This is a genomic window from Aquamicrobium sp. LC103, assembly GCF_001014615.2.
Classification (GTDB): domain Bacteria; phylum Pseudomonadota; class Alphaproteobacteria; order Rhizobiales; family Rhizobiaceae; genus LBCQ02.
This window is the reverse complement of sequence record NZ_LBCQ02000002.1, coordinates 1-20476: the sequence shown is the minus strand read 5'-3', so window position 1 is coordinate 20476 and position 20476 is coordinate 1. Positions and strand designations below refer to the sequence as shown.

Here is a 20476-nt window from a genome sequence, read left to right as displayed (position 1 = left end):
AACGCAAATGCGCGAAGCCGTCATCGTATCCACCGCAAGAACGCCGATCGGCAAGGCCTATCGGGGCGGGCTGAACGACACGCCGGGCGCGACGCTCGGCGGCCACGCGATCGAGCATGCGCTGAAGCGCTCCGGTCTCGAAGGCGGCGAGATCGAGGACGTCATCATGGGCTGCGCGATGCAGGAAGGCACGACGGGGTTGAACGTCGCCCGCCGCGCGCTGCTGACGGCCGGCCTCCCGGTCACCGTCGCCGGCACCACCATCGACCGGCAATGCTCGTCCGGCCTGCAGTCGATGGCGCTGCTCGCAAACGCGATCCGCAACGACGGCGTGACGGCGGGCATCGCCGGTGGCCTCGAATCGATCAGCCTCGTCCAGAACGACCATCGCAACACCTACCGGCTGATGGACGAGAAGCTGATGCAGATCAAGCCGGACGTCTACCTGCCCATGATCGACACGGCGGAGAACGTAGCCAAGCGCTATGGCATCTCGCGCGAGCAGCAGGACGAATACGGACTTTCGAGCCAGCGCCGCGTCGCGGCAGCGCGCGAGGCGGGCCTGTTCGACCCGGAGATCGTGCCGATCAAGGCGCGCATGGCGGTGGTCGACAAGGAGACCAAGGAGGTCAGCCACCGCGACGTCGAGATCGCGCATGACGAAGGCCCGCGTCCCGACACGACGGCGGAGGGCCTCGCCGGGCTCAGGCCGGTGCGCGAGGGCGGCTTCATCACCGCCGGCAATGCCAGCCAGCTTTCCGACGGCGCCTCGGCCAATATCATGATGAGCGCGAAGGACGCCGAGAAGCGTGGGCTCGAACCGCTCGGCATCTTCCGCGGCTTCGCGGTCGCCGGCTGCGAGCCGGACGAGATGGGCATCGGCCCGGTCTTCGCCGTGCCGCGCCTCCTCGATCGCCATGGGCTCAAGGTCGACGACATCGGCCTTTGGGAACTGAACGAAGCTTTCGCCGTGCAGGTCATCTACTGCCGCGACCGGCTCGGCATCGATCCCGAGAAGCTCAACGTCAATGGCGGCGCGATCGCGGTCGGCCATCCCTACGGGATGAGCGGCTCGCGGCTCGCCGGCCACGCGCTCATCGAGGGCAAGAGGCGCGGCGTCAGATACGCGGTGGTGACGATGTGCGTCGGCGGCGGCATGGGCGCCGCGGGCCTGTTCGAGATCAATTGACTTGAAGCACCCTCGCTCCGTTTCGCCGGAGTGGCGGTCAATCGACTGAGGAGAGTTCGACATGGACCTTCGTTTCACCGACGAGGAAGTCGCCTTTCGCGAGGAGGTTCGCTCCTTCTTCAAGGAGAATCTTCCGGAGGATATCCGCGGCAAGCTCATCGACGGAGAGCACATCGACAAGGACGATCTCGTCACCTGGACCCGCATCCTCAACGCCAAGGGCTGGGCGGTGCCGCATTGGCCGGTCGAATATGGCGGCACCGGCTGGGGGCCGATGAAGCAGTATATCTTCCTCGAGGAACTGCAGAAATTTCCGGCCCCTGCACCGCTGGCCTTCGGCGTCAACATGGTCGGGCCGGTGATCTACACCTTCGCGACGGAGGAGCAGAAGAAACGCTTCCTGCCGAGGATCGCCAATCTCGACGACTGGTGGTGCCAGGGCTTTTCCGAACCCGGCGCGGGCTCCGACCTCGCCTCGCTCAAGACGCGCGCGGTGCGCGAGGGCGACCACTACGTCGTCAACGGCCAGAAGACCTGGACAACGCTCGCGCAATATGCCGATTGGATCTTCTGCCTGGTGCGCACCGACCCCGAGGCGAAGAAGCAGCAAGGCATTTCCTTCCTGCTCATCGACATGAAGACGCCCGGCATCGAGGTCCGCCCCATCGTCACCATCGACGGCGGAAGGGAGATCAACGAAGTGTTCCTCACCGACGTAAGGGTGCCGGTCGAAAACCTCGTCGGCGAGGAGAACCGCGGTTGGGACTACGCCAAGTTCCTGCTCGGCAACGAGCGGACCAACATTGCCCGCGTCGGCATCTCCAAGCAGCGGATAGCACGCATCCGCGAGCTTGCCGCCAAGGAAATGTCGGGCGGCCGGCCGCTGATCGAGGACGAGCGTTTTCGCGAGAAGCTCGCCAGCATCGAGATTGACCTGAAGGCGCTGGAGATCACACAGCTTCGCGTCGTCGCCGCTGATGCCAAGCGCGGCAACACCGGCAAGCCGGATCCCGCCTCCTCGATCCTGAAGATCAAGGGCTCGGAAATCCAGCAGGCCACCACGCATCTCCTCATGCAGGTGATGGGGCCGCACGCGATGCCCTACCAGGGCGAGGAGATGGAGGGCTCGAACGAGCCGCCGATCGAGCCCGACTATGCGGCGAGTGCCGCGCCCGGCTACTTCAACTATCGCAAGGTCTCGATCTATGGCGGCTCGAACGAGATCCAGAAGAACATCATCGCCAAGGCCGTTTTGGGACTATAGGGGAACGCCAGGAACATGGATTTCGATCTTTCCGAAGAACAATCGATCCTGAAGGACTCGCTCGACCGGCTGCTTGCCGACAAATACGGCTTCGAGGAACGCAAGCGCCACATGGCCTCGTCCGATGGCTGGAGCCCGGAAATGTGGGCGCGCTATGCCGAGATGGGACTGATGGCGCTGCCCTTCACCGAGGAGGACGGCGGCCTCGCCGGCACGCCGGTGGAAACCATGATCGTGATGGAATCGTTCGGCCGGGCGCTCGCGCTCGAGCCTTATTTTCCAACGGTCGTGCTCGGCGGCGGCTTCCTGCGCATCGGCGGCAACGACGATCAACGCGCCGAGTTCATCCCGCAGGTGGCCGAAGGCGCGCTCAAGCTTGCCTTCGCCCATACCGAACGCAATTCGCGCTACGATCTAAACCATGTCGAGACCACCGCGACGAAGGACGGCGGCGGCTATGTGCTGAACGGCGCGAAAAGCGTCGTGCTCCACGGCGACAGCGCCGACAAGCTCTTCGTCACGGCCAGAACCGCCGGCGGCACACGCGACGAGAACGGCGTCGCCGTCTTCATGGTGGACGTGGCGGCCGACGGCGTCTCGCGGCGCGGATATCCGACGCAGGACGGCCAGCGCGCTGCCCAGGTCGCTTTCGACAACGTGAAAGTCGACAGTGCCGATCTTTTCGGCAATGCGGAGGACGGGTTGGCGCTGGTGCGTGAAGTCGTCGACATCGGCATTGCCGCTCTCTGCGCCGAGGCCATCGGCGTGATGTCGGGCATGCACGAACTGACGGTCGAATATCTGAAGGTGCGCAAGCAGTTCGGCGTGCCGATCGGCCAGTTCCAGGCACTGCAACACAAGGCGGTCGACATGTTCGTGGCGACGGAGCAGGCGCGTTCGATGGCGCTCTACGCCGCGATGATGGCCGACAGCGACGATCTCGACGAGCGGGCGCGCGCCATGCACGCCGCCAAGGCGGAGATCGGCAGGGGCGGGCGCGTCGTCGGCGAAAACGCGATCCAGCTTCACGGTGGCGTCGGCATGACCATGGAATATGCGGTCGGCCATTACTTCAAGCGCATGACGATGCTCGACGTCGCCTTCGGCGATGCCGACCATCACCTGCGCGCGCTTGCGGCCGAAGGCGGTCTGTCCGCCGCCTGACCAGGCACCCCATTGCCCGACCGCCCGGGGCATGGCACATACACCGCAAGCCTCCTATATGGGGTACGGAGACAATCGCCGTCGGCGGAGGCCGGCGGGCATGAAGGGATGCGAATATGGAAATCCGCCAGATAAACGACGACTACTCGGTCGCCCCGCAAATCGAGGCTTCGGATGTGGCGCTCGTCAAGCAGGCCGGCTTCAAGAGCCTGATCTGCAACCGACCCGACGACGAGCAGCCCGGCCAGCCGCCGGTCGACGCGATCCGTCAGGCCGCGGAGGAAGCGGGGCTGGAATTCCGCTACATTCCGGTGATCAGCGGACAGATCACCCAGGAGAACGTCGACGACCAGGCGGCCGCCCTCGACGAGCTGCCGCGCCCGGTTCTCGCCTATTGCCGCTCGGGCACGCGTTGCGCCAATCTCTACGGGCTGATTCAGCAGCGCGGCTGAACCTTCCGATTTACCTTTTCATGGCGCGGCCGCCTGGCCGCGCCTTTTTTTCGGCTCAGTAGAGCCAGCGCACCATGAACAGCGAGATGACCGGGAAGATGGTCAGCAGGACCGTCCGAACGATGTCGCTGAGGACGAAAGGCGTCACGCCGCGATAGGTCTGGATGATCGGCGTGTCCCTCGCCATCGAATTGATGATGAAGAGGTTCATGCCCACCGGCGGCGTGATCAGCCCGACCTCGACCACGATCAGCACGAGAATGCCGAACCAGATCGCAAACTCCTCCGGTCCCAGGCCGAAATCGAGCGCGGTGACGATCGGGAAGAAGATCGGGATCGTCAGCAGGATCATGGAAAGCGAATCCATGAAGCAGCCGAGGATCAGGTAGAAGATCAGGATGCCAACGAGCACCAGCCACGGGTCGAAGCCCTGGCCGGTGATGAAGGCGGCTGCGTTCGCCGGCAGTTGCGACAGTGCCAGGAAGCTGTTGTACATCGCCGCCCCATAGACGATGAAGAAAATCATCGCCGTCGCCGACGCGGTCATCAGGATGGATTCCAGGAAGGTCTTCCGTGTCAGCCCGCCGTTGAGCAGCGCGATCAGGCCGGTGCCGGCGGCACCGATCGCCGCGGCCTCGGTCGGCGTGAACCAGCCGGTATAGATGCCGCCGACCACCGCCAGGAAAACGAGAAGCACCGGCCATACGTCGAGCAAGGCCCGGAAACGCTCGGAATAGGGCGCGCGCGGGCTGGAGCCGGCCGAACCGGGGTAAAGGCGCACATAGATCGAGATCGCGATCATGTAGCCGATCGCCGCCAATATGCCGGGCACGAAGGCGGCGACGAACAGCTTGGCGATGTTCTGCTCCGCCAGGATCGCATAGATCACCAGAACCACGGAAGGCGGGATGAGGATGCCGAGCGTGCCGCCGGCCGCCAGCGTTCCCGTCGCCAGCGCACCCGAATAGCCGTAGCGCTTCAATTCCGGCAGCGCCACCTGGGCCATTGTCGCGGCCGTGGCGAGCGACGATCCGCAGATCGCGCCGAAGCCGGCGCAGGCACCGATGGCCGACATCGCCACGCCGCCGCGCCTGTGGCCGAGCCAGGCGTTCGCCGCCCTGAACAGCGATTGCGACATGCCGCCCAGCGACGCGAACTGCCCCATCAAGAGGAACAGCGGGATGATCGACAGCGAATAGTTGGAGAAGGTCGAATAGGTCTCGCCCTTCAGCTTCGCCAGGATCGGCGCCGTCGAGCCCATGACCAGCCAGGTTCCGGCCAGCCCGCACAGAAGCATGGCGAGGCCGATCGGGATGCGAAGGAAAATGAGGACGAGAAGGACGGGAAACGACCAGATGCCGAGTTCGAGGTTGGTCAATGCATGCCCCCCTGGGTCGGCGCGAATGCGGATTTGCCGGTCTTGAATTCACCCGCGCGCACCAGCAGCATGTAGACGGAGACGACGACGGCGACGACAGCGGCGAACATCGCCGCCGCGAATCCCCACCAGACCGGGAACTGCAGGATGAAGGTGGTCTCGTTGTAGCGGATCTTGTCCATCATGCCGTACCAGAGACGCCATGCGATAAGCACCATCACAAGCGTCATCAGCAACTCGGTGACGAGGTCGATGAAGCGGTTGAAGCCGTCGGGCATGAAGCTGGTGAACACGTCCACCGTCGCATGGGCACGCTGGACCTGGCACCAGGGCAGGAAGGAGAATACGGCGAAGGCCGTCAGCGCCTCGACGAGCTCGAAATCGCCGGGGATGGGGCCGAGGCCGTAGCGCACGAAACCGCGCCCGGTGATGCTGACGACCGTCAGCAGCGTGATAAGCACGAGGACGAGCCCGCCGACGATGGCAAGCGCGCGCGCAAGCCATTCAATGGCCGCCGATCGTTTCATGTGGTTTCTCCACCCCTGACTCCGATGCGTAAGCTACTGCCGCGCAAGACCGAGGGCAACAGCGCTGCGAATAGCTTTTGGTGTGAGGCGAGCTTGCGCGGAGGCTGGTTTTTCCGGGCCGCCTTCTCGCTCGATGACGCCCGAAGGCAGGCCGGATATATCCCTGCCTCCGGGCATGTCAGACGGGTCGGGCTACTGTTCCTTCGTGTATTTGTCGATGAGGCCGCGCGCCTCCTCGAGGAGGCCCTTGCCGTCGAGGCTCTTGCCGTCCATGTCGGCCACCCAATTGTCGATCACCGGCTGGGCGGCCGTTTTCCAGGCGTCGACCTGCTCGGCGCTGAGCTCGATGATGTTGTTCTTGCGATCAACGGCGAGCTTGCGGCCTGGAACATCGTACTCGGCCTGCGTCTTTCCGAAGAGCGCCGAAACGTCCTGGCCGGAATTATCGTCGATCACCTTCTTCAAATCGTCGGGCAGGCTCTCGTAGCGCGCCTTGTTCATGGCGAGCACGAAGGTGGTGGTGTAGAGCGCGTGGTCGCCGCCGAATTCGGTGTGGTTGCCGACCAGTTCCTCGACCTTCAGCGACGGCACGACCTCCCACGGGATCACCGCGCCGTCGATGACGCCTTTCGACAACGCCTCGGTCACCGCGGGCACGGGCATGCCGACAGGCGTCGCGCCGAGCTGGCCGAGCAGGCTGTTGATGATGCGGGTCGGCGCGCGGACCTTCATGCCCTGGAGATCCTCCAGCTTTTCGACCGGGGTCTTGGAATGGACCACGCCGGGACCATGCACCCAGGCGCTGATGATATGGAGATCCTTGAACTCGCCATCCTTCATGCGCGATTCGAAAAGGTCCCAATAGGCCCGCGAGGTCGCTTCCGCATTCGTCATCATGAAGGGAAGCTCGAACACTTCAGTGCTCGGGAACCGGCCGGGGGTGGACCCCGGAAGCGTCCAGACGATGTCGACGGTGCCGTCCTGCGCCTGGTCGATGAGCTGCGGCGGGGTACCGCCCAAGGTCATCGCGGCGTAGCGCTCGATCTTGATGCGCCCGCCTGAATCCTTCTCCACCTTGTCCGCCCAGGGGTCGAGTACGTGCTTGGGCACGTTCGCCTGTGCCGGCAGGAACTGGTGCAGCCGCAGCGTCACCTCCTGCGCGAAGCTCGAAGTCGCAACCGCGAGCCAGCCGGCGGCGGCCACCGATGCGGCCAGCGCCAATTTCCCGATCGAAGAAGTTCGCATTCGATTTCCTCCCTGAAGTACCACGGACCGGCGCGGTTCCTCCGCCGCGATTTGATCCGGTCCGATCGCGCGATCCTACAGAAAATTATGTAACAATAAAGCGTTCAAAAGGCTTATTTTCGTAACGCTTCCAACAGGCACGAAATAGCATTCGCTCAGATCGGCAGCGCGCCGGTTTCCTTGAGCGTCTGCAGCACGATGGCCGTCTTCACGTGCTGGACCGATTCATGCGGCAGCAGGACCTCGTTGACGAAATCCGCCAGCGATTTCAGATCGGGCGTGACGACCTTCAGAATGTAGTCCATTTCGCCGGTGAGGGCATGGGCTTCCTGAACTTCGGGCAGTCGTGTCAGGAGATCGGCGAACCGGCGGGCATTGTCGCGATTGTGGGTCGCCAGCGTCACCGAGATGACGTTGACGAGCGGAAATCCCAGTCGCTCGCGGTCGAGCACGGCGCGGTAGCCGCGGATGAGCCCCTCCTCCTCCAGCCTCTGTCGACGGCGCGAGCATTGCGACGGCGACAGGTTCACGCGCTCGGACAGGTCGTTGTTGGTGAGGCGCGCATCTTCCTGGAGAAGCGACAATATCTTGCGGTCAAAACCATCAATCTGCGTGTCAGACATAAACTCTCCCATTTCAATGCAATTATCGTGCACACTTTCCATCGTCTGGCGCATCGAATGCAACCCCCTTGCGGGATCGAAGCGCTATCATTTTTTCAACAACGGACATGAAGGGAGGCACACGATGGGTCCTTTTCCGCACGACGCACCGCCGGCCACGATCTCCAAGGAGAACCCGGCCGGCACCGACGGTTTCGAATTCGTCGAATTCGCCCATGACGATCCGGAAAAGCTTTCCGAGCTTTTCATCCGCATGGGCTACAAGCCGGTGGCCAGGCACAGAAGCAAGAACATCACCGTTTGGCGGCAGGGCGACATCAATTATGTCGTGAACGCGGAGCCCAATTCGCATGCGATGAAATTCGTCGCCGAGCACGGCCCCTGCGCGCCTTCCATGGCCTGGCGGGTGGTGGATGCGCAACATGCGCTGGAACAAGCCGTCAAGAACGGCGCCACCGCCTATGAGGGCAGCGACAAAGCGCTCGACGTGCCCGCCATCGTCGGCATCGGCGGGTCGCTCCTCTATTTCATCGAAAGCTATGGCGAGAAGGGTTCGGCCTACGACGTCGAGTTCGAATGGCTGGGCGAGCGCGACCCGAAACCCGAAGGCGTCGGCTTCTATTATCTCGACCACCTGACCCACAATGTCTATCGCGGCAACATGGACAAGTGGTGGGATTTCTATCGCGACCTCTTCGGCTTCAAGCAGATCCACTTCTTCGACATCGACGGCAGGATCACCGGCCTCGTCAGCCGGGCGATCACGTCGCCTTGCGGGAAAATCCGCATTCCGCTCAACGAATCGAAGGACGAGACGAGCCAGATCGCCGAGTATCTCCGGAAATACAAGGGTGAAGGCATCCAGCATATCGCCGTCGGCACCGACGAGATCTATGGGGCCACCGACCGGCTCTCCGAAAACGGGCTGAAATTCATGCCCGGCCCGCCGGAGACCTATTACGAGATGTCGCAGACCCGCGTGAACGGCCATGACGAGCCGGTCGACCGCATGAAGAAGCACGGCATCCTCATCGATGGCGAAGGCGTGGTCGACGGCGGCACGACCAAGATCCTGCTGCAGATCTTCTCCAAAACCGTGATTGGCCCGATCTTCTTCGAGTTCATCCAACGGAAGGGCGACGAAGGTTTTGGCGAGGGCAATTTCCGCGCGCTCTTCGAATCCATCGAGGAGGATCAGATCAGGCGCGGTGTCTTGAAGGTCGACGCGGCGGAATAAATGTCACCGCCGTAGGAAAGGAGGGCGCCCGAGATAGGTCTCTGGCGCCACTCCGCTTCAAAGCCCCGCAGCCTTCCGCAAGGCCTCGTTGATACGGCTTTGCCAACCAGGTCCTTCTGCGCGAAAACGTTCCACCACGTCCGCGTCGAGCCGCAACGTTACCTGTTTCTTGGGGTTGTCCAATGGGGGGCGTCCCCGTGTTTGACGGCTTTTCTCAAGGGTCTCGAAGAACCCAGGCGGCAGGACTTCCCGAGCAAGACGCATCCGACCCAGTTCCTCGTCGGTCAGTTCCGGGCTATCGACCGCATCCCAATCTTTCTTGGAATAGCCACGGCCTGGCACAAACTGTTTCAGCGTCTTTCGGCTAGCCATGGAGCCTTCTTCTTTCCTTCGCACTGGCAGGGCGAAAGCTTATGATCGATATCGCCTCGCTGCCCAAAGCCGCATAAATAACGACTGCCGCACCATCGACAAAGTAGCTTATCGCCTTGAACCTTCTATCGCGGTCGCCTTCGATAACAGCATGTGCCCAGTCGAAATCGAGCCCGTGCTTATCAAGATTCGCCAGCCGTTTCGGCTCGTCCCAGACGATCTTCATGCTGAATTTATGTAGCTACATAAAAAATATCAAGAAAAATGTAGCTACAAAAAATCGTCCTCTGCACGCTCTTCCCCCCTGCGACATTGCCCAAGCCTACAAGCTATCTTTAACCCGCGCCGCCGTCAGCACCTTCTTCAGCCTATCGAGATCGCCGACCTCGTTGGCGAGCAGCAGCACCAGCCGGGCGTTGAGCTGCGCGCTTTGTTCGAAAGTGAGCCCCTCATGCGCGGCCATGAGCTCCGCGTAGAAATCGTCGCCGGCAGCGCCAAGACGGTCGCGGCCGATATCGTCGTCAGTAGCCATCATATCCTCCAATGGCGCGGCGATAGGCGGCCGCCACCTCCTTCCCGGCAGGATCGGCGAAACGCGCGGCGACGTGCTGGTCGGGCCGCAACAGGTAGATCATGCCCGCCCCATAGCGTTGGGTGACCAGCCCCTGGGCATCGATCAAGGTCGTAGCGCCCTCCGCGCGGCGCGCGCGATCGCCGGTGACGAAAATGCGATCGACGTCTTCCGGCAGACCGCCGGGCAGATCGACCCCGACAGCCATGACGGCGAAGCGCTTTCCCACGTGCTCCAGCAGCCAGCCGGCTTCGCCGTCCTCCACCGGCGCGTCGGGCATGGCGGCGCCTACCGGAACGCCGGACGCCTCGATCTCCGCCGACTGGAGCGACAATCCGGCGAGCGAGCAGGCGCGCGACAGTCGACCGGAATTGACCAGCCGGCGAGCGAATTCGTGGGCACCCGCCAGTCGCAGGACCCCGTCACGGAAAATCCGCTCCATCTCCGTCTTCGGCGTCATGAAGGAGGTGGCGCGGGCGGAGTTCACGATGTTCTCCTCCGCGCCACGAACGCGCTCCTCGTCATAGGTCGAAATCAGCGACGACGGTGCCTCGCCTTTCACCACCATCGCCAGCTTCCAGATGAGATTGTCCACGTCCTGGATGCCGCCATTGCCGCCGCGCGCGCCGAAGGGCGAGACGACATGGGCGCTGTCGCCCGCGAAGATCACGCGGTCGTGGACGAATTTCCCGAGCCGCCGGCATTGGAAGGTGTAGACGGAAACCCAGTCGAGCTCGAAATCGCCATGGCCGATCACCTTCGCGATGCGCGGGATGACGTTTTCCGGCTTCTTCTCTTCTTCCGGATCGGCGTCCCAGCCGAGTTGCAGGTCGATGCGGTAGATGTTGTCCGGCTGCTTGTGCAGCAGCGCCGACTGACCCTTGTGAAAGGGCGGCTCGAACCAGAACCAGCGTTCGGGCGGGAAATCCGCCTGCATCTCGACATCGGCGATGAGGAAGCGTTCCTCGAAGACGCGCCCTTCGAAGTCGAGCTCCATCATGACGCGGATCGGCGAGAGCGCCCCGTCGCAGGCGATCAGCCAATCGGCCTCGAGCGTGTAGTCTCCGTCAGGCGTGGAGACCCGCGCGCGAACGCCGGTGGCATATTGCTCGACGCCCGTCACGCGGTTCTTCCAGCGCAGGTCGATCAGGTCCGGAAAGTCGGCGACCCGCTCGACCAGATACTGCTCGACGTAATATTGCTGCAGGTTGATGAAGGCCGGCATTTTGTGGCCTGCCTCCGGCAGGAGGTCGAAGCTCCACACTTCCCGGTCGCGATGAAACAGGCGGCCGACCTTCCACGTCACGCCCTTCTCCACCATACGCTCGCCGACGCCGAGGCGGTCGAATATCTCCAGCGTGCGCTTCGACCAGCAGATGGCGCGGCTGCCGAGCGAGACGACGTCATTGTCGTCGAGCACGATGCAGCGTACGCCGCGCAAGGCGCAATCGATCGCGGCGGCGAGCCCGACCGGCCCCGCGCCGACGATGACGACCGGCCGGCGCGCCGAGACTTCGCCCCTCAGTTCGGGCGGCGTCACATAGGGAAACGGCGCATAGGCATAGCGGGGCATCAGGTACGAACAGCCTCATCTGGGCCTGGCATGAGCCGCATCGGATTCCGCAAGGATATCCCGATCCGCTTTCCATGGACGCGGAATTCCATGTCAGCATCCTGCCTGTCACGGAGGAACACGTCGAAGCCGTGCGTCACCTTCCCCTTCATCACCGCGATCCCACATCTGGCGATCCTTCGAGGCTCGCTTCGCTCACGCCTCAGGATGAGGACCGCTTATTCTCGAACCCACGACTTGTGCTCGAACCCACGACTGGCGCTCGATGCACAACCTCCCTCATCCTGAGGTGCGAGCGAAGCGAGCCTCGAAGGACGCACCATCTCTCCCTACCCCTCAGCGGGACTATGCTTCTCGACCGTCTGCTCGATCGCTCCGAAGATCGAGTGTCCTTCCCTGTCCTTCATCTCGATGCGAACCGTGTCGCCGAAACGCATGAACGGCGTCTGCGGCTTGCCGCCCTCGATCGTCTCGATCATGCGGATTTCGGCGATGCAGGAATATCCGACGCCGCCTTCGGCGATCGGCTTGCCCGGCCCGCCGTCGAGCTTGTTCGAAACCGTTCCCGACCCGATGATCGAACCCGCCGCGAGCGGCCGGGACTTCGCCGCATGCGCGACGAGGGTCGGAAAGTCGAAGGTCATGTCGACGCCGGCCTCGGCCTTGCCGAACGGCTTGCCGTTGTAGTCGACGATCAGCGGCAGGCTAACCTTGCCTCCGTCCCACGCATCGCCCAATTCGTCCGGCGTCACCGCCACCGGCGAGAAGGCCGAGGAGGGCTTCGACTGGAAGAAACCGAAGCCCTTGCCAAGCTCGGCCGGGATCAGGCCGCGCAGCGAGACGTCGTTCACCAGCATAATCAGGCGGATGGCGGCGCGCGCCTCATCCACGCTCGCGCCGGCGGACACGTCGTCGACGATGACGGCAACCTCTCCCTCCATGTCGATGCCCCAGGCCTCGTCGGCCATCACGATCGGGTCGCGCGGAGCGAGGAAGCTGTCGGAGCCGCCCTGATAGATCAGCGGATCGGTCCAGAAGCTCTCCGGCAGTGCCGCGCCGCGCGCCTTTCTGACCAGCTCGACGTGATTCACATAGGCCGATCCGTCCGCCCATTGATAGGCGCGCGGCAGCGGCGAATGCGCGTCGTGCTCGTGAAAGCGCTCGGACGGCACCGATCCATGCTCGAGGCTTTCGGCAAGGGCCGCCAGATGCGGCGAGATCCGCACCCAGTCGTCGAGAGCGGCCTGAAGCGTCGAAACCAGGAACGACGCGTCCGTGCAGCGGGTCAGGTCCCTCGAAACGACGACGAGCCGTCCATCGCGCGAGCCGTTTTTCAGCGTGGCAAGTTTCATTGCACCTCCCTATCGTTTTTTATCCGGGTCGAACGGAACCGAAAGCCCGTCGCGACCCACCGTCACCGGACCGGACCATGTTTTGCGAACCGCGTCCAGCCAATCCGTCTCCGTCACTTCGGGATCGTCGGCCGGAATCAGGTGATGCAGCACGAGCCGGCCGGCCGAGGCTTCCGCCGCGATGCGCCCGGCTTCGTCGGCGAAACTGTGGCTGGCCAGAAGATGCTCCCTGAGCCTCGCGCCATTGCCGGTGCGCGCGACGAGCCGGTCGACACCGGCTTCAAGCATCGCCTCATGCACGAGGATGTCGGCGCCGCGCGCGAACTGCGCAAGCGGCGGACAGAAGGCGGTGTCGCCGGAAAAGACGACCGAACGGCCATCGCTCTCGAAGCGCAGCGCGAAAGCGTCGACCACCGGCGGGTGATCCACCCGCAGCGCCGAAACCCTCAGGCTCTCGTATTCGAATATTTCTCCCTCGGAAAACTCTTCCACGACCACGAGTTCGCGAATGTCGGGGCGCCCCTCGTCGACGATGCGTATCTCGATGTCGAACTCCAGCGCCTCGGCAAAGCGGCGCCAGACATGCTCCGTGCCCGGTGGGCCGAAGACGCGAACAGGCGTCTTCAGTCCCGCGGTCCAGGCGGTGTGGATCAGGCCGCCGAGCTCCAGCACGTGATCCGAATGCAGATGGGTGACGAAGACGAGGTCGAGCGAAGCGAGATGCATGCCGGCATCGACCAGCCCCCGTGTCACCCCGAGGCCGCAATCGACGACGATCCTGCGCCCGCCGAGTTCGAGCAGCGACGAGGTGGGCGAAGGTCCCCCGGGCCGGATCGCCGGGCCGCCCTTCGAGCCCAGGATTACCAGCCGGTCGTTCAACTCCAGTCGCCTTCCGGCGTGCCGTTGAAGCGCTTCTTCAGATCGGCCCAGCAGTCGATGTAATTGTCCTGCCGGCTGTCATGCTCGGCCGCGTAGCGGGTAAGCAATTGCGGGAAGCGCGTCTCGAACATGAAGGCCATGGTGTTCTCGAGCTTGACCGGCTTGAGGTCGACCCGCGACGCCTTCTCGAAACCCGACGCGTCGGGGCCATGCGCCAGCATCATGTTGTGAAGGCTCATGCCACCGGGCACGAAGCCCTCTTCCTTGGCGTCGTACTGGCCGTGGATGAGACCCATGAACTCGCTCATGATGTTGCGATGGTACCATGGCGGGCGGAACGTGTCCTCCGCTACCGCCCAGCGCGGCGGGAAGATGACGAAATCGACATTGGCCGTGCCTTCCTCACCGCTCGGCGCCGTCAGCACGGTAAAGATCGAAGGGTCGGGGTGATCGAAGAGGATGGCGCCGACCGGCGAGAAGGTCGCCAGATCGTATTTGTAGGGCGCGTAGTTGCCGTGCCAGGCGACCACGTCGAGCGGCGAATGGCCGATCTCGGTGACGTAGAATTTGCCGCACCACTTCACGACGATGCGGCAGGGCGTCTCCTTGTCCTCGAACCACGCCACCGGCGTCTTGAAATCGCGGGGGTTGGCAAGGCAGTTCGCGCCGATCGGCCCACGATCCGGCATGGTGAACTTCGCGCCGTAGTTCTCGCAGACATAGCCGCGCGCGGGGCCGTCGATCAGCTCGACCTTGAACACCAGTCCGCGCGGAAGCACGGCGATCTCGCCCGGCCGAAGCTCGATGATACCCATCTCGGTGACGAAACGGACTCCGCCGACCTGCGGCACGATCAGAAGCTCGCCGTCGGCATTGAAGAAATGATCGTCGACCATGTCCGTGTTCGCGACATAGACATGGGAGGCCATGCCGGCCTGGCCCAGCGTGTCGCCCGCCGTGGTCATCGTCCGCATGCCGGAGAGGAAATCGGTCTTCTCGTCCGGCATCGGAATCGGATTCCAGCGCAACTGGCCGAGCGGCAGTTCGTGATCGTCGAGGCTGGGCGCCGACTTCCAGTGAGGGTATGCCGCCGGCTCGAACCGGCCATGATGCTTCACGCTGGGACGGATGCGATAGAGCCAGGAGCGCTCGTTGGTACCGCGCGGCGCGGTGAAGGGCGAGCCGGAAAGCTGCTCGGCATAGAGTCCGTAGGCCGGCCGCTGCGGACTGTTACGGCCTTGCGGCAACGAGCCCGGCAAGGTCTCCGTCTCGAAATCGTTGCCGAAGCCCGGCATGTAGGAAATGGTCATGACAACCTCCCGTCGTTTGACGACCGATCGAATTTGTTGCATCCGTAACGATTGAAAATGTAACCATCAATCGCGCGACGCGGTTTTTTGAGACAGCGGGAGTGAAAACGTGGCAGCGGAACGGGAAATCCTCGAACTCGAGAGCTTCCTCCCCTATCGGTTCAACCGTCTGGCGGACGCGGTGAGCCGCGATTTCGCCCGCATCTACAGGGACAAGTATGGGCTGACGCGGCCGGAATGGCGACTCCTCGCCACGCTCGGGCAATATGGCGTCATGACCGCCACCGGCATCGGCGAGCATTCCGCCATGCACAAGACCAAGGTGTCGCGCGCCGTGGCGGCGCTGGAAAAACGGAAATGGCTGGTGAGAGACGCCTGCCCGACGGACCGGCGCGTCGAATATCTCGCCTTGTCCAAAACCGGCGCCGCCGCCTATCGTGAACTCGTGCCGCTCGCCACGGGCTTCGAGGCGAAGATGCTGGAGAGCCTCAGCGAGGAGGACCGCGGCGCGCTCCTGCGCGGTCTCGAGGCGCTGGAACGGGTCCTGATGCCGCGTTGACGTCGAAACAACCACCCTCCATATTATAAGAGGTCATTTTGACCGGTCCGATGAGGTAAATCATGAAGATCGTGCCTGCTACTGAAGCCAAAGCGAAATTCTCGGCGCTGCTGAGCGACGTCGAGCGCGGAGAGACCGTGGATATAACGCGCCATGGCAGAACCATCGCTCGGATCGTTCCCCCTGAAGGTTTTGACAGGGAGCGCGCCCGCAAGGCGGTGGAGGCGTTGGAAGAACTACGCACGAAACTTCCTAAATCAGGAATAACTATCGAGGACATTCTTGAAGCACGCCACGAAGGTCACAAATACTGATGACCTTCATTTTGGATGCCTCGGTGACCGCTGCATGGCTGCTCCCGGACGAAAAACATCCGTTGGGAGAGAAATGTCGTTTGCGTTTGATCAGCGAAGCTGCGTTGGTACCGGCCATTTGGTGGTTCGAAGTTCGAAATCTGCTGATTGTCGCTGAACGGCGTGGGCGAATGACCTCCGAAACGACACGGACCGCATTGGAAATTCTTGCACGGCATTCGATTTCTGAGGATACCGACGTCGAAGATCAACAATTACTGGATGTCGCTCGCCGTCATAGCCTCACCATTTACGACGCGGCCTATTTGGAACTCGCGCAGCGCACCGGATTTCCATTGGCGACGCTGGATCGTCGTCTGGCGTCGGCGGTCCAAGCGGCTGGCCTTCGAGCTTTCGAATAGCCTCAGCCCCTCACTTGTTGCCGATCGGATATTCGCGCCGCGGCGGTATGCGATGAACGACGAGGGCGAGCGCGATCAATATGACGCTGCTCAGCAAGCCCACCAGGAAAAGCTGCGTTCCGTGAACCATCCCGTTGAAGCCGACGATCGGCAGGGCGCCGGCCGGCGGATGGGTGACCCTCAGTGCCCGCATCACGACGATGGCCGCCCCCACGGCGCCGGCGGTGGCGACCCATTCGCCCGGAAAGGCGAAGAACGCCAGCTCGCAGGCGATGGTGCCGATCAGATAACCGCCCATGATGTTCACGGGCTGCGACAGCGGGCTCGACGGCTGGCCGAAGAGGAGAGCCGCCGTGGCGCCGAGCGGCGCAAGCAGCAGAGGCAGACCCGTGAGCACGGCAAGATAGGCGACCATGCTCATGCCCCACACCGCACCCAGGCCCGCCTTGAGGTTCGACCCGAAATCGACGGGAGGCTCGTGGCGCCTCGTTACCGAGCGGATGACATTGGCAAGCTCGCGCCGCCTGGCGCCGGCCTTGCTCCACGCGGGGAAAGCAACGCCTTCCAGCTTCTCGTCGGACATTCAGATACTCGGAATTCAGTTCAATGTTCTTGCGCAGGCGCGTCCATACACCGGCGGCGCGCCGGAAAAAACGAACGAATTCCTTTCCGCGCGGAAAGCTGAGGAAAACTTTACCTGGCGGCTACCAGTCCATGACGACCTTGCCTGAATTGCCGCTCTTCATCGCCTCGAAGCCCTTTATGTAGTCATCCGCGGCGAGCCGGTGCGTGATCAGCCCCGAAACGTCCAGCGGCCCCTGCACCAGGGCGATCATCTTGTACCAGGTCTCGAACATCTCGCGGCCGTAGATGCCCTTCAGGTGCAGCATCTTGAAGATCACCTTGTTCCAGTCGATCTCGAAGCCGGTCGGCGCGATGCCGAGAATGGCGATCTTGCCGCCATTGTTCATCGTATCGATCATGTCGCGGAAGGCCGTGGCTGAGCCCGACATTTCGAGGCCGATGTCGAAGCCCTCGGTCATGCCCTCCTCCCGCATGACGTCGCGCAGATCCTCCTTCGAGGCGTTGACGACATGATGGACGCCGAGCTTGCGCGCGAGATCGAGGCGCACGGGATTGATGTCGGTGATCACCACCTTGCGGGCGCCGACGCATTGCGCCACCAGCGCGCCCATGATGCCGATCGGTCCGGCGCCGGTCACCAGGACGTCCTCGCCGACGAGATCGAAGGAAAGCGCCGTGTGAACCGCGTTGCCGAGCGGATCGAAGATCGCCGCGATCTCGTCCGGAATGTCGTCGGGAATCGGCACGACATTGTGCTGCGGCAGCGCGACATATTCGGCAAACGCCCCCGGCCGGTTGACGCCCACGCCGAGCGTATTGCGGCACAGATGTCCCCTGCCGGCGCGGCAGTTGCGGCAATGGCCGCAGACGATGTGGCCTTCGCCCGCGACCCGCTGGCCGACCTTGTACTCGGTCACTGCCGCGCCGAAATCCGCCACCTCGCCGACGAACTCGTGGCCGGTCACCATGGGCACGGGCACGGTCTTCCGCGCCCATTCGTCCCAATTGTAGATATGGACGTCGGTGCCGCAGATCGCCGTCTTCCTGACCTTGATGAGGACGTCGTTCGGTCCGATCTCCGGCAACGGCACCTGTTCCATCCAGATACCCGGCTCGGCCTTGGCCTTCACCAGCGCGCGCATCATGTTGGACATGGAAGACTTCCCCGGAATGCTGAAAGAGCCAGGAACTTCACGATATCACTCCCAATTCCCTCCCCACCTCGCCGAATGCCGCCACGGCGCGGTCGATGTCCCCGAAGGAGTGCGCGGCCGACATCTGGGTGCGAATGCGGGCAAGGCCCTTCGGCACGACCGGGAAGGAGAATCCGATGACGTAGATGCCGTGGTCGAGCATGCGCTCGGCCATCTTCTGCGCAAGCGCGGCCTCGCCCAGCATCACCGGGACGATGGGATGACCGGCGCCGGCCAGGGAAAAACCAAGCTTCGTCATGCCGTCGCGGAACCGCTCGGCGTTGTCGTAGAGCCTGTGGCGCAGCTCGTCGCCGTTTTCGACCATTTCGAACACCTTGAGCGAGGCGCCTGCGATCGCCGGCATCAGCGTGTTGGAGAAGAGATAGGGGCGCGAGCGCTGGCGCAGCCAGTCGACCACCTCCTTCCTGCCGCTGGTATAGCCGCCGGAGGCTCCTCCAAGCGCCTTGCCGAGCGTGCCGGTGACGATGTCGACGCGGTCCTCGACGCCGCAATGTTCCGGCGATCCGCGACCATGGGCGCCGACGAAGCCGACCGCATGGCTGTCGTCCACCATCACCATCGCGTCATATTCCTCGGCGAGATCGCAGACGCCCTTGAGGTTGGCGATGATGCCGTCCATCGAAAAAACGCCGTCGGTGGCGATCAGCCGGAAGCGGGCGTCGGAAGCCTCCTTCAGGCGCGCCTCCAATTCGGCCATGTCGTTGTTGGCGTAGCGGTAGCGCCTGGCCTTCGACAGCCGCACGCCATCGATGATCGAGGCGTGGTTGAGCGCGTCCGAGATGATCGCGTCCTCTTCGGAAAGCAGCGTCTCGAACAGGCCGGCATTGGCATCGAAACAGGAGGAATAGAGGATCGTGTCCTCCATGCCGAGGAAGGCGGAAATCTTTGCCTCGAGCGCCTTGTGCTCCTCCTGCGTGCCGCAGATGAAACGCACCGAGGCCATGCCGTAGCCGTAGCGGTCGAGCGCGGCCTTCGCCGCCTCGCGCAGTTCCTCGCTGTCGGCGAGGCCGAGATAGTTGTTGGCGCAGAAGTTCAGCACCTTGCGGCCGTCCGCCTCGATCTCGGCCGACTGCATCGAGCTGATCACGCGCTCGGACTTGTAGAGGCCGGCGGTTTTGATCTCGTCGAGTTCCGAACTCAGATGCGTGATGAATTTGCGGGACATTTCCTACTCCGTCACGAGGCTTGCAGTTTTCGCCGGATCGCGACGGAAATCCACCCTAAAATAGGGACGGAACCTCCACCGCCGCCGATCCCGCGGTCTAGCCCGGAAGATCCTCTCGGCGCAGCCAGAACACCTCGCCCTCGCTCTCCTCGCTGTCGAGCCACAGGAACGGAATTTGGGGATATTCATCGTCGAGGATGTCGCGATCCGTGCCCATCTCGCAGAGGATGCCGCCGCCGGGATTGAGATGGACGGCCGCCCCGGAAAGGATGCGGCGCACGAGGTCGAAACCGTCCTCCCCGCCGTCGAGCGCCATCGCCGGCTCGTGGCGGAACTCGTCCGGCAGCGCCTCCATCACCTCGCGCCCGACATAGGGAGGGTTGGTGATGACGAGATCGTAGGTCCTGCCCGCCACGGGTGCGTAGAGATCGCCCTCCAGCAACGTGACGCGGTCTTCCAGCCCGTGATCGGCGACGTTTTCGGCGGCCAGCGCAAGTGCGTCGGTCGACAGGTCCACGGCGTCGACGTCCGCGTTCGGGAAGGCATGGGCGGCCAGGATCGCCAGCGACCCGCCGCCGGTGCAGAGGTCCAGCACGGAGGTGACTTCCTCCGGCTCGGAAACGAGCGCCAATCCCCCATCCGACCCATCGAAGAGCGGCGAGGACAGGAGCTCGGCGATGTAGGAGCGCGGGACGAGCGCGCGCGCGTCGGAACGGAACGGGTAGCCCGCCAGATAGGAACGCCCCGTCAGATAGGCGGCCGGCAGCCGCTTCTCGATCCGCAACGCGATGCGTTCGCCCAGAAGCGCCTTTTCGCGACGCGTCAGCCGCGCATCGGCGAAGGCGTTGAAGTCGTCGATCGGCAGGTTCAGGCTTTCCAGGATCAGGAACACGGCCTCGTCGAGCGCCGTCGACGAGCCGTGCCCGAAATGCAGGCCCGCGCCGGCATAGGCGCTGACCGCGTAGCGCAGCACGTCGCGCAACGTGGCCAGTTCCTCGATTTCCCGGCGCGGATCGGGCCGAACCGGTTCCGGCATGCCGCGCATCAAAAGAACGCCTGTATCCCGGTCTGTGCTCTGCCGAGGATGAGGGCGTGGACGTCG

General features: G+C 63.4%; 23 protein-coding genes. 8 read left to right on the top strand and 15 right to left on the bottom strand.

The window, feature by feature from the left end; translation table 11 throughout:
- Window positions 1-7: 7 nt before the first annotated feature.
- From XW59_RS03515 to XW59_RS03500, 4 genes are all read left to right on the top strand, one after another.
- Window positions 8-1189 carry an acetyl-CoA C-acyltransferase gene (locus XW59_RS03515; RefSeq protein ID WP_047143401.1) on the top strand — a complete coding sequence of 394 codons (1182 nt, stop codon included), beginning with the start codon at window positions 8-10 and terminating at the stop codon, window positions 1187-1189.
- A 61-nt stretch (window positions 1190-1250) separates the two neighbouring features.
- Window positions 1251-2453, top strand: a complete 1203-nt coding sequence (pimC, locus tag XW59_RS03510) for a pimeloyl-CoA dehydrogenase large subunit (RefSeq protein WP_047143400.1) — start codon at window positions 1251-1253, stop codon at window positions 2451-2453.
- A 15-nt stretch (window positions 2454-2468) separates the two neighbouring features.
- Entirely contained in the window at window positions 2469-3617 is a 1149-nt protein-coding gene (locus XW59_RS03505; protein WP_047143399.1) for an acyl-CoA dehydrogenase family protein, read from the top strand.
- Between the two features lie 116 nt (window positions 3618-3733).
- Entirely contained in the window at window positions 3734-4069 is a 336-nt protein-coding gene (locus XW59_RS03500; protein WP_047143398.1) for a TIGR01244 family sulfur transferase, read from the top strand.
- Between the two features lie 55 nt (window positions 4070-4124).
- On the opposite strand, the gene XW59_RS03495 is transcribed toward XW59_RS03500, so the two are convergent.
- The 4 genes from XW59_RS03495 to XW59_RS03480 form a co-directional block, all read right to left on the bottom strand.
- Entirely contained in the window at window positions 4125-5447 is a 1323-nt protein-coding gene (locus XW59_RS03495; RefSeq protein WP_047143397.1) for a TRAP transporter large permease, read from the bottom strand.
- Window positions 5444-5974: a TRAP transporter small permease gene (locus XW59_RS03490; RefSeq protein ID WP_047143396.1), complete on the bottom strand. Its 531-nt coding sequence runs from the start codon at window positions 5972-5974 to the stop codon at window positions 5444-5446. The genes XW59_RS03495 and XW59_RS03490 overlap by 4 nt, the downstream gene beginning before the upstream one ends.
- Window positions 5975-6166: 192 nt before the next feature.
- Window positions 6167-7219, bottom strand: a complete 1053-nt coding sequence (locus tag XW59_RS03485) for a TRAP transporter substrate-binding protein (protein WP_047143395.1) — start codon at window positions 7217-7219, stop codon at window positions 6167-6169.
- A 155-nt stretch (window positions 7220-7374) separates the two neighbouring features.
- Window positions 7375-7842: an Lrp/AsnC family transcriptional regulator gene (locus XW59_RS03480; protein WP_047143394.1), complete on the bottom strand. Its 468-nt coding sequence runs from the start codon at window positions 7840-7842 to the stop codon at window positions 7375-7377.
- Window positions 7843-7966: 124 nt separating this feature from the next.
- Between XW59_RS03480 and hppD the strand changes: the two genes are divergently transcribed.
- The gene (gene hppD, locus XW59_RS03475; protein WP_047143848.1) at window positions 7967-9079 is read left to right on the top strand and encodes a 4-hydroxyphenylpyruvate dioxygenase; all 1113 of its coding nucleotides are present in this window, start codon (window positions 7967-7969) and stop codon (window positions 9077-9079) included.
- A 57-nt stretch (window positions 9080-9136) separates the two neighbouring features.
- Here hppD and XW59_RS03470 read toward each other — a convergent pair whose 3' ends face one another.
- From XW59_RS03470 to hmgA, 7 genes are all read right to left on the bottom strand, one after another.
- The gene (locus tag XW59_RS03470) at window positions 9137-9451 is read right to left on the bottom strand and encodes a BrnA antitoxin family protein (RefSeq protein WP_047143393.1); all 315 of its coding nucleotides are present in this window, start codon (window positions 9449-9451) and stop codon (window positions 9137-9139) included.
- The gene (locus XW59_RS03465) at window positions 9444-9677 is read right to left on the bottom strand and encodes a BrnT family toxin (protein WP_047143392.1); all 234 of its coding nucleotides are present in this window, start codon (window positions 9675-9677) and stop codon (window positions 9444-9446) included. Before XW59_RS03465 ends, XW59_RS03470 begins: the two co-directional genes overlap by 8 nt.
- A 96-nt stretch (window positions 9678-9773) precedes the next feature.
- A complete protein-coding gene (locus XW59_RS03460) occupies window positions 9774-9983 on the bottom strand; it encodes a DUF2783 domain-containing protein (RefSeq protein ID WP_136067917.1) in 210 nt (69 codons plus the stop codon).
- Entirely contained in the window at window positions 9973-11595 is a 1623-nt protein-coding gene (locus XW59_RS03455) for an FAD-dependent oxidoreductase (RefSeq protein ID WP_047143390.1), read from the bottom strand. The genes XW59_RS03460 and XW59_RS03455 overlap by 11 nt, the downstream gene beginning before the upstream one ends.
- 329 nt (window positions 11596-11924) lie before the next feature.
- Window positions 11925-12947, bottom strand: a complete 1023-nt coding sequence (locus tag XW59_RS03450; protein WP_047143389.1) for a fumarylacetoacetate hydrolase family protein — start codon at window positions 12945-12947, stop codon at window positions 11925-11927.
- A 9-nt stretch (window positions 12948-12956) separates the two neighbouring features.
- Complete coding sequence (locus tag XW59_RS03445; RefSeq protein WP_137326976.1) at window positions 12957-13826, bottom strand: MBL fold metallo-hydrolase; 870 nt, start codon at window positions 13824-13826, stop codon at window positions 12957-12959.
- Complete coding sequence (hmgA, locus tag XW59_RS03440) at window positions 13823-15136, bottom strand: homogentisate 1,2-dioxygenase (protein ID WP_047143387.1); 1314 nt, start codon at window positions 15134-15136, stop codon at window positions 13823-13825. Before hmgA ends, XW59_RS03445 begins: the two co-directional genes overlap by 4 nt.
- Window positions 15137-15245: 109 nt before the next feature.
- Between hmgA and XW59_RS03435 the strand changes: the two genes are divergently transcribed.
- From XW59_RS03435 to XW59_RS03425, 3 genes are all read left to right on the top strand, one after another.
- Window positions 15246-15695 (top strand): MarR family transcriptional regulator, encoded by a 450-nt coding sequence (locus XW59_RS03435; protein ID WP_047143386.1) that lies wholly within the window; start codon window positions 15246-15248, stop codon window positions 15693-15695.
- A 62-nt stretch (window positions 15696-15757) separates the two neighbouring features.
- A complete protein-coding gene (locus tag XW59_RS03430) occupies window positions 15758-16009 on the top strand; it encodes a type II toxin-antitoxin system prevent-host-death family antitoxin (RefSeq protein ID WP_047143385.1) in 252 nt (83 codons plus the stop codon).
- Entirely contained in the window at window positions 16009-16410 is a 402-nt protein-coding gene (locus tag XW59_RS03425) for a type II toxin-antitoxin system VapC family toxin (RefSeq protein WP_047143384.1), read from the top strand. The genes XW59_RS03430 and XW59_RS03425 overlap by 1 nt, the downstream gene beginning before the upstream one ends.
- A 10-nt stretch (window positions 16411-16420) precedes the next feature.
- On the opposite strand, the gene XW59_RS03420 is transcribed toward XW59_RS03425, so the two are convergent.
- The 4 genes from XW59_RS03420 to prmB all read right to left on the bottom strand — a co-directional run bounded on the left by XW59_RS03420 (window position 16421) and on the right by prmB (window position 20410).
- Window positions 16421-16993 (bottom strand): HPP family protein, encoded by a 573-nt coding sequence (locus XW59_RS03420; RefSeq protein ID WP_082137383.1) that lies wholly within the window; start codon window positions 16991-16993, stop codon window positions 16421-16423.
- Between the two features lie 121 nt (window positions 16994-17114).
- Window positions 17115-18149, bottom strand: a complete 1035-nt coding sequence (gene tdh / locus XW59_RS03415; RefSeq protein ID WP_047143383.1) for an L-threonine 3-dehydrogenase — start codon at window positions 18147-18149, stop codon at window positions 17115-17117.
- A 37-nt stretch (window positions 18150-18186) separates the two neighbouring features.
- Window positions 18187-19374, bottom strand: a complete 1188-nt coding sequence (locus tag XW59_RS03410; protein WP_047143382.1) for a glycine C-acetyltransferase — start codon at window positions 19372-19374, stop codon at window positions 18187-18189.
- Between the two features lie 97 nt (window positions 19375-19471).
- Window positions 19472-20410 carry a 50S ribosomal protein L3 N(5)-glutamine methyltransferase gene (prmB, locus tag XW59_RS03405; RefSeq protein WP_047143846.1) on the bottom strand — a complete coding sequence of 313 codons (939 nt, stop codon included), beginning with the start codon at window positions 20408-20410 and terminating at the stop codon, window positions 19472-19474.
- Window positions 20411-20476: the final 66 nt, after the last annotated feature.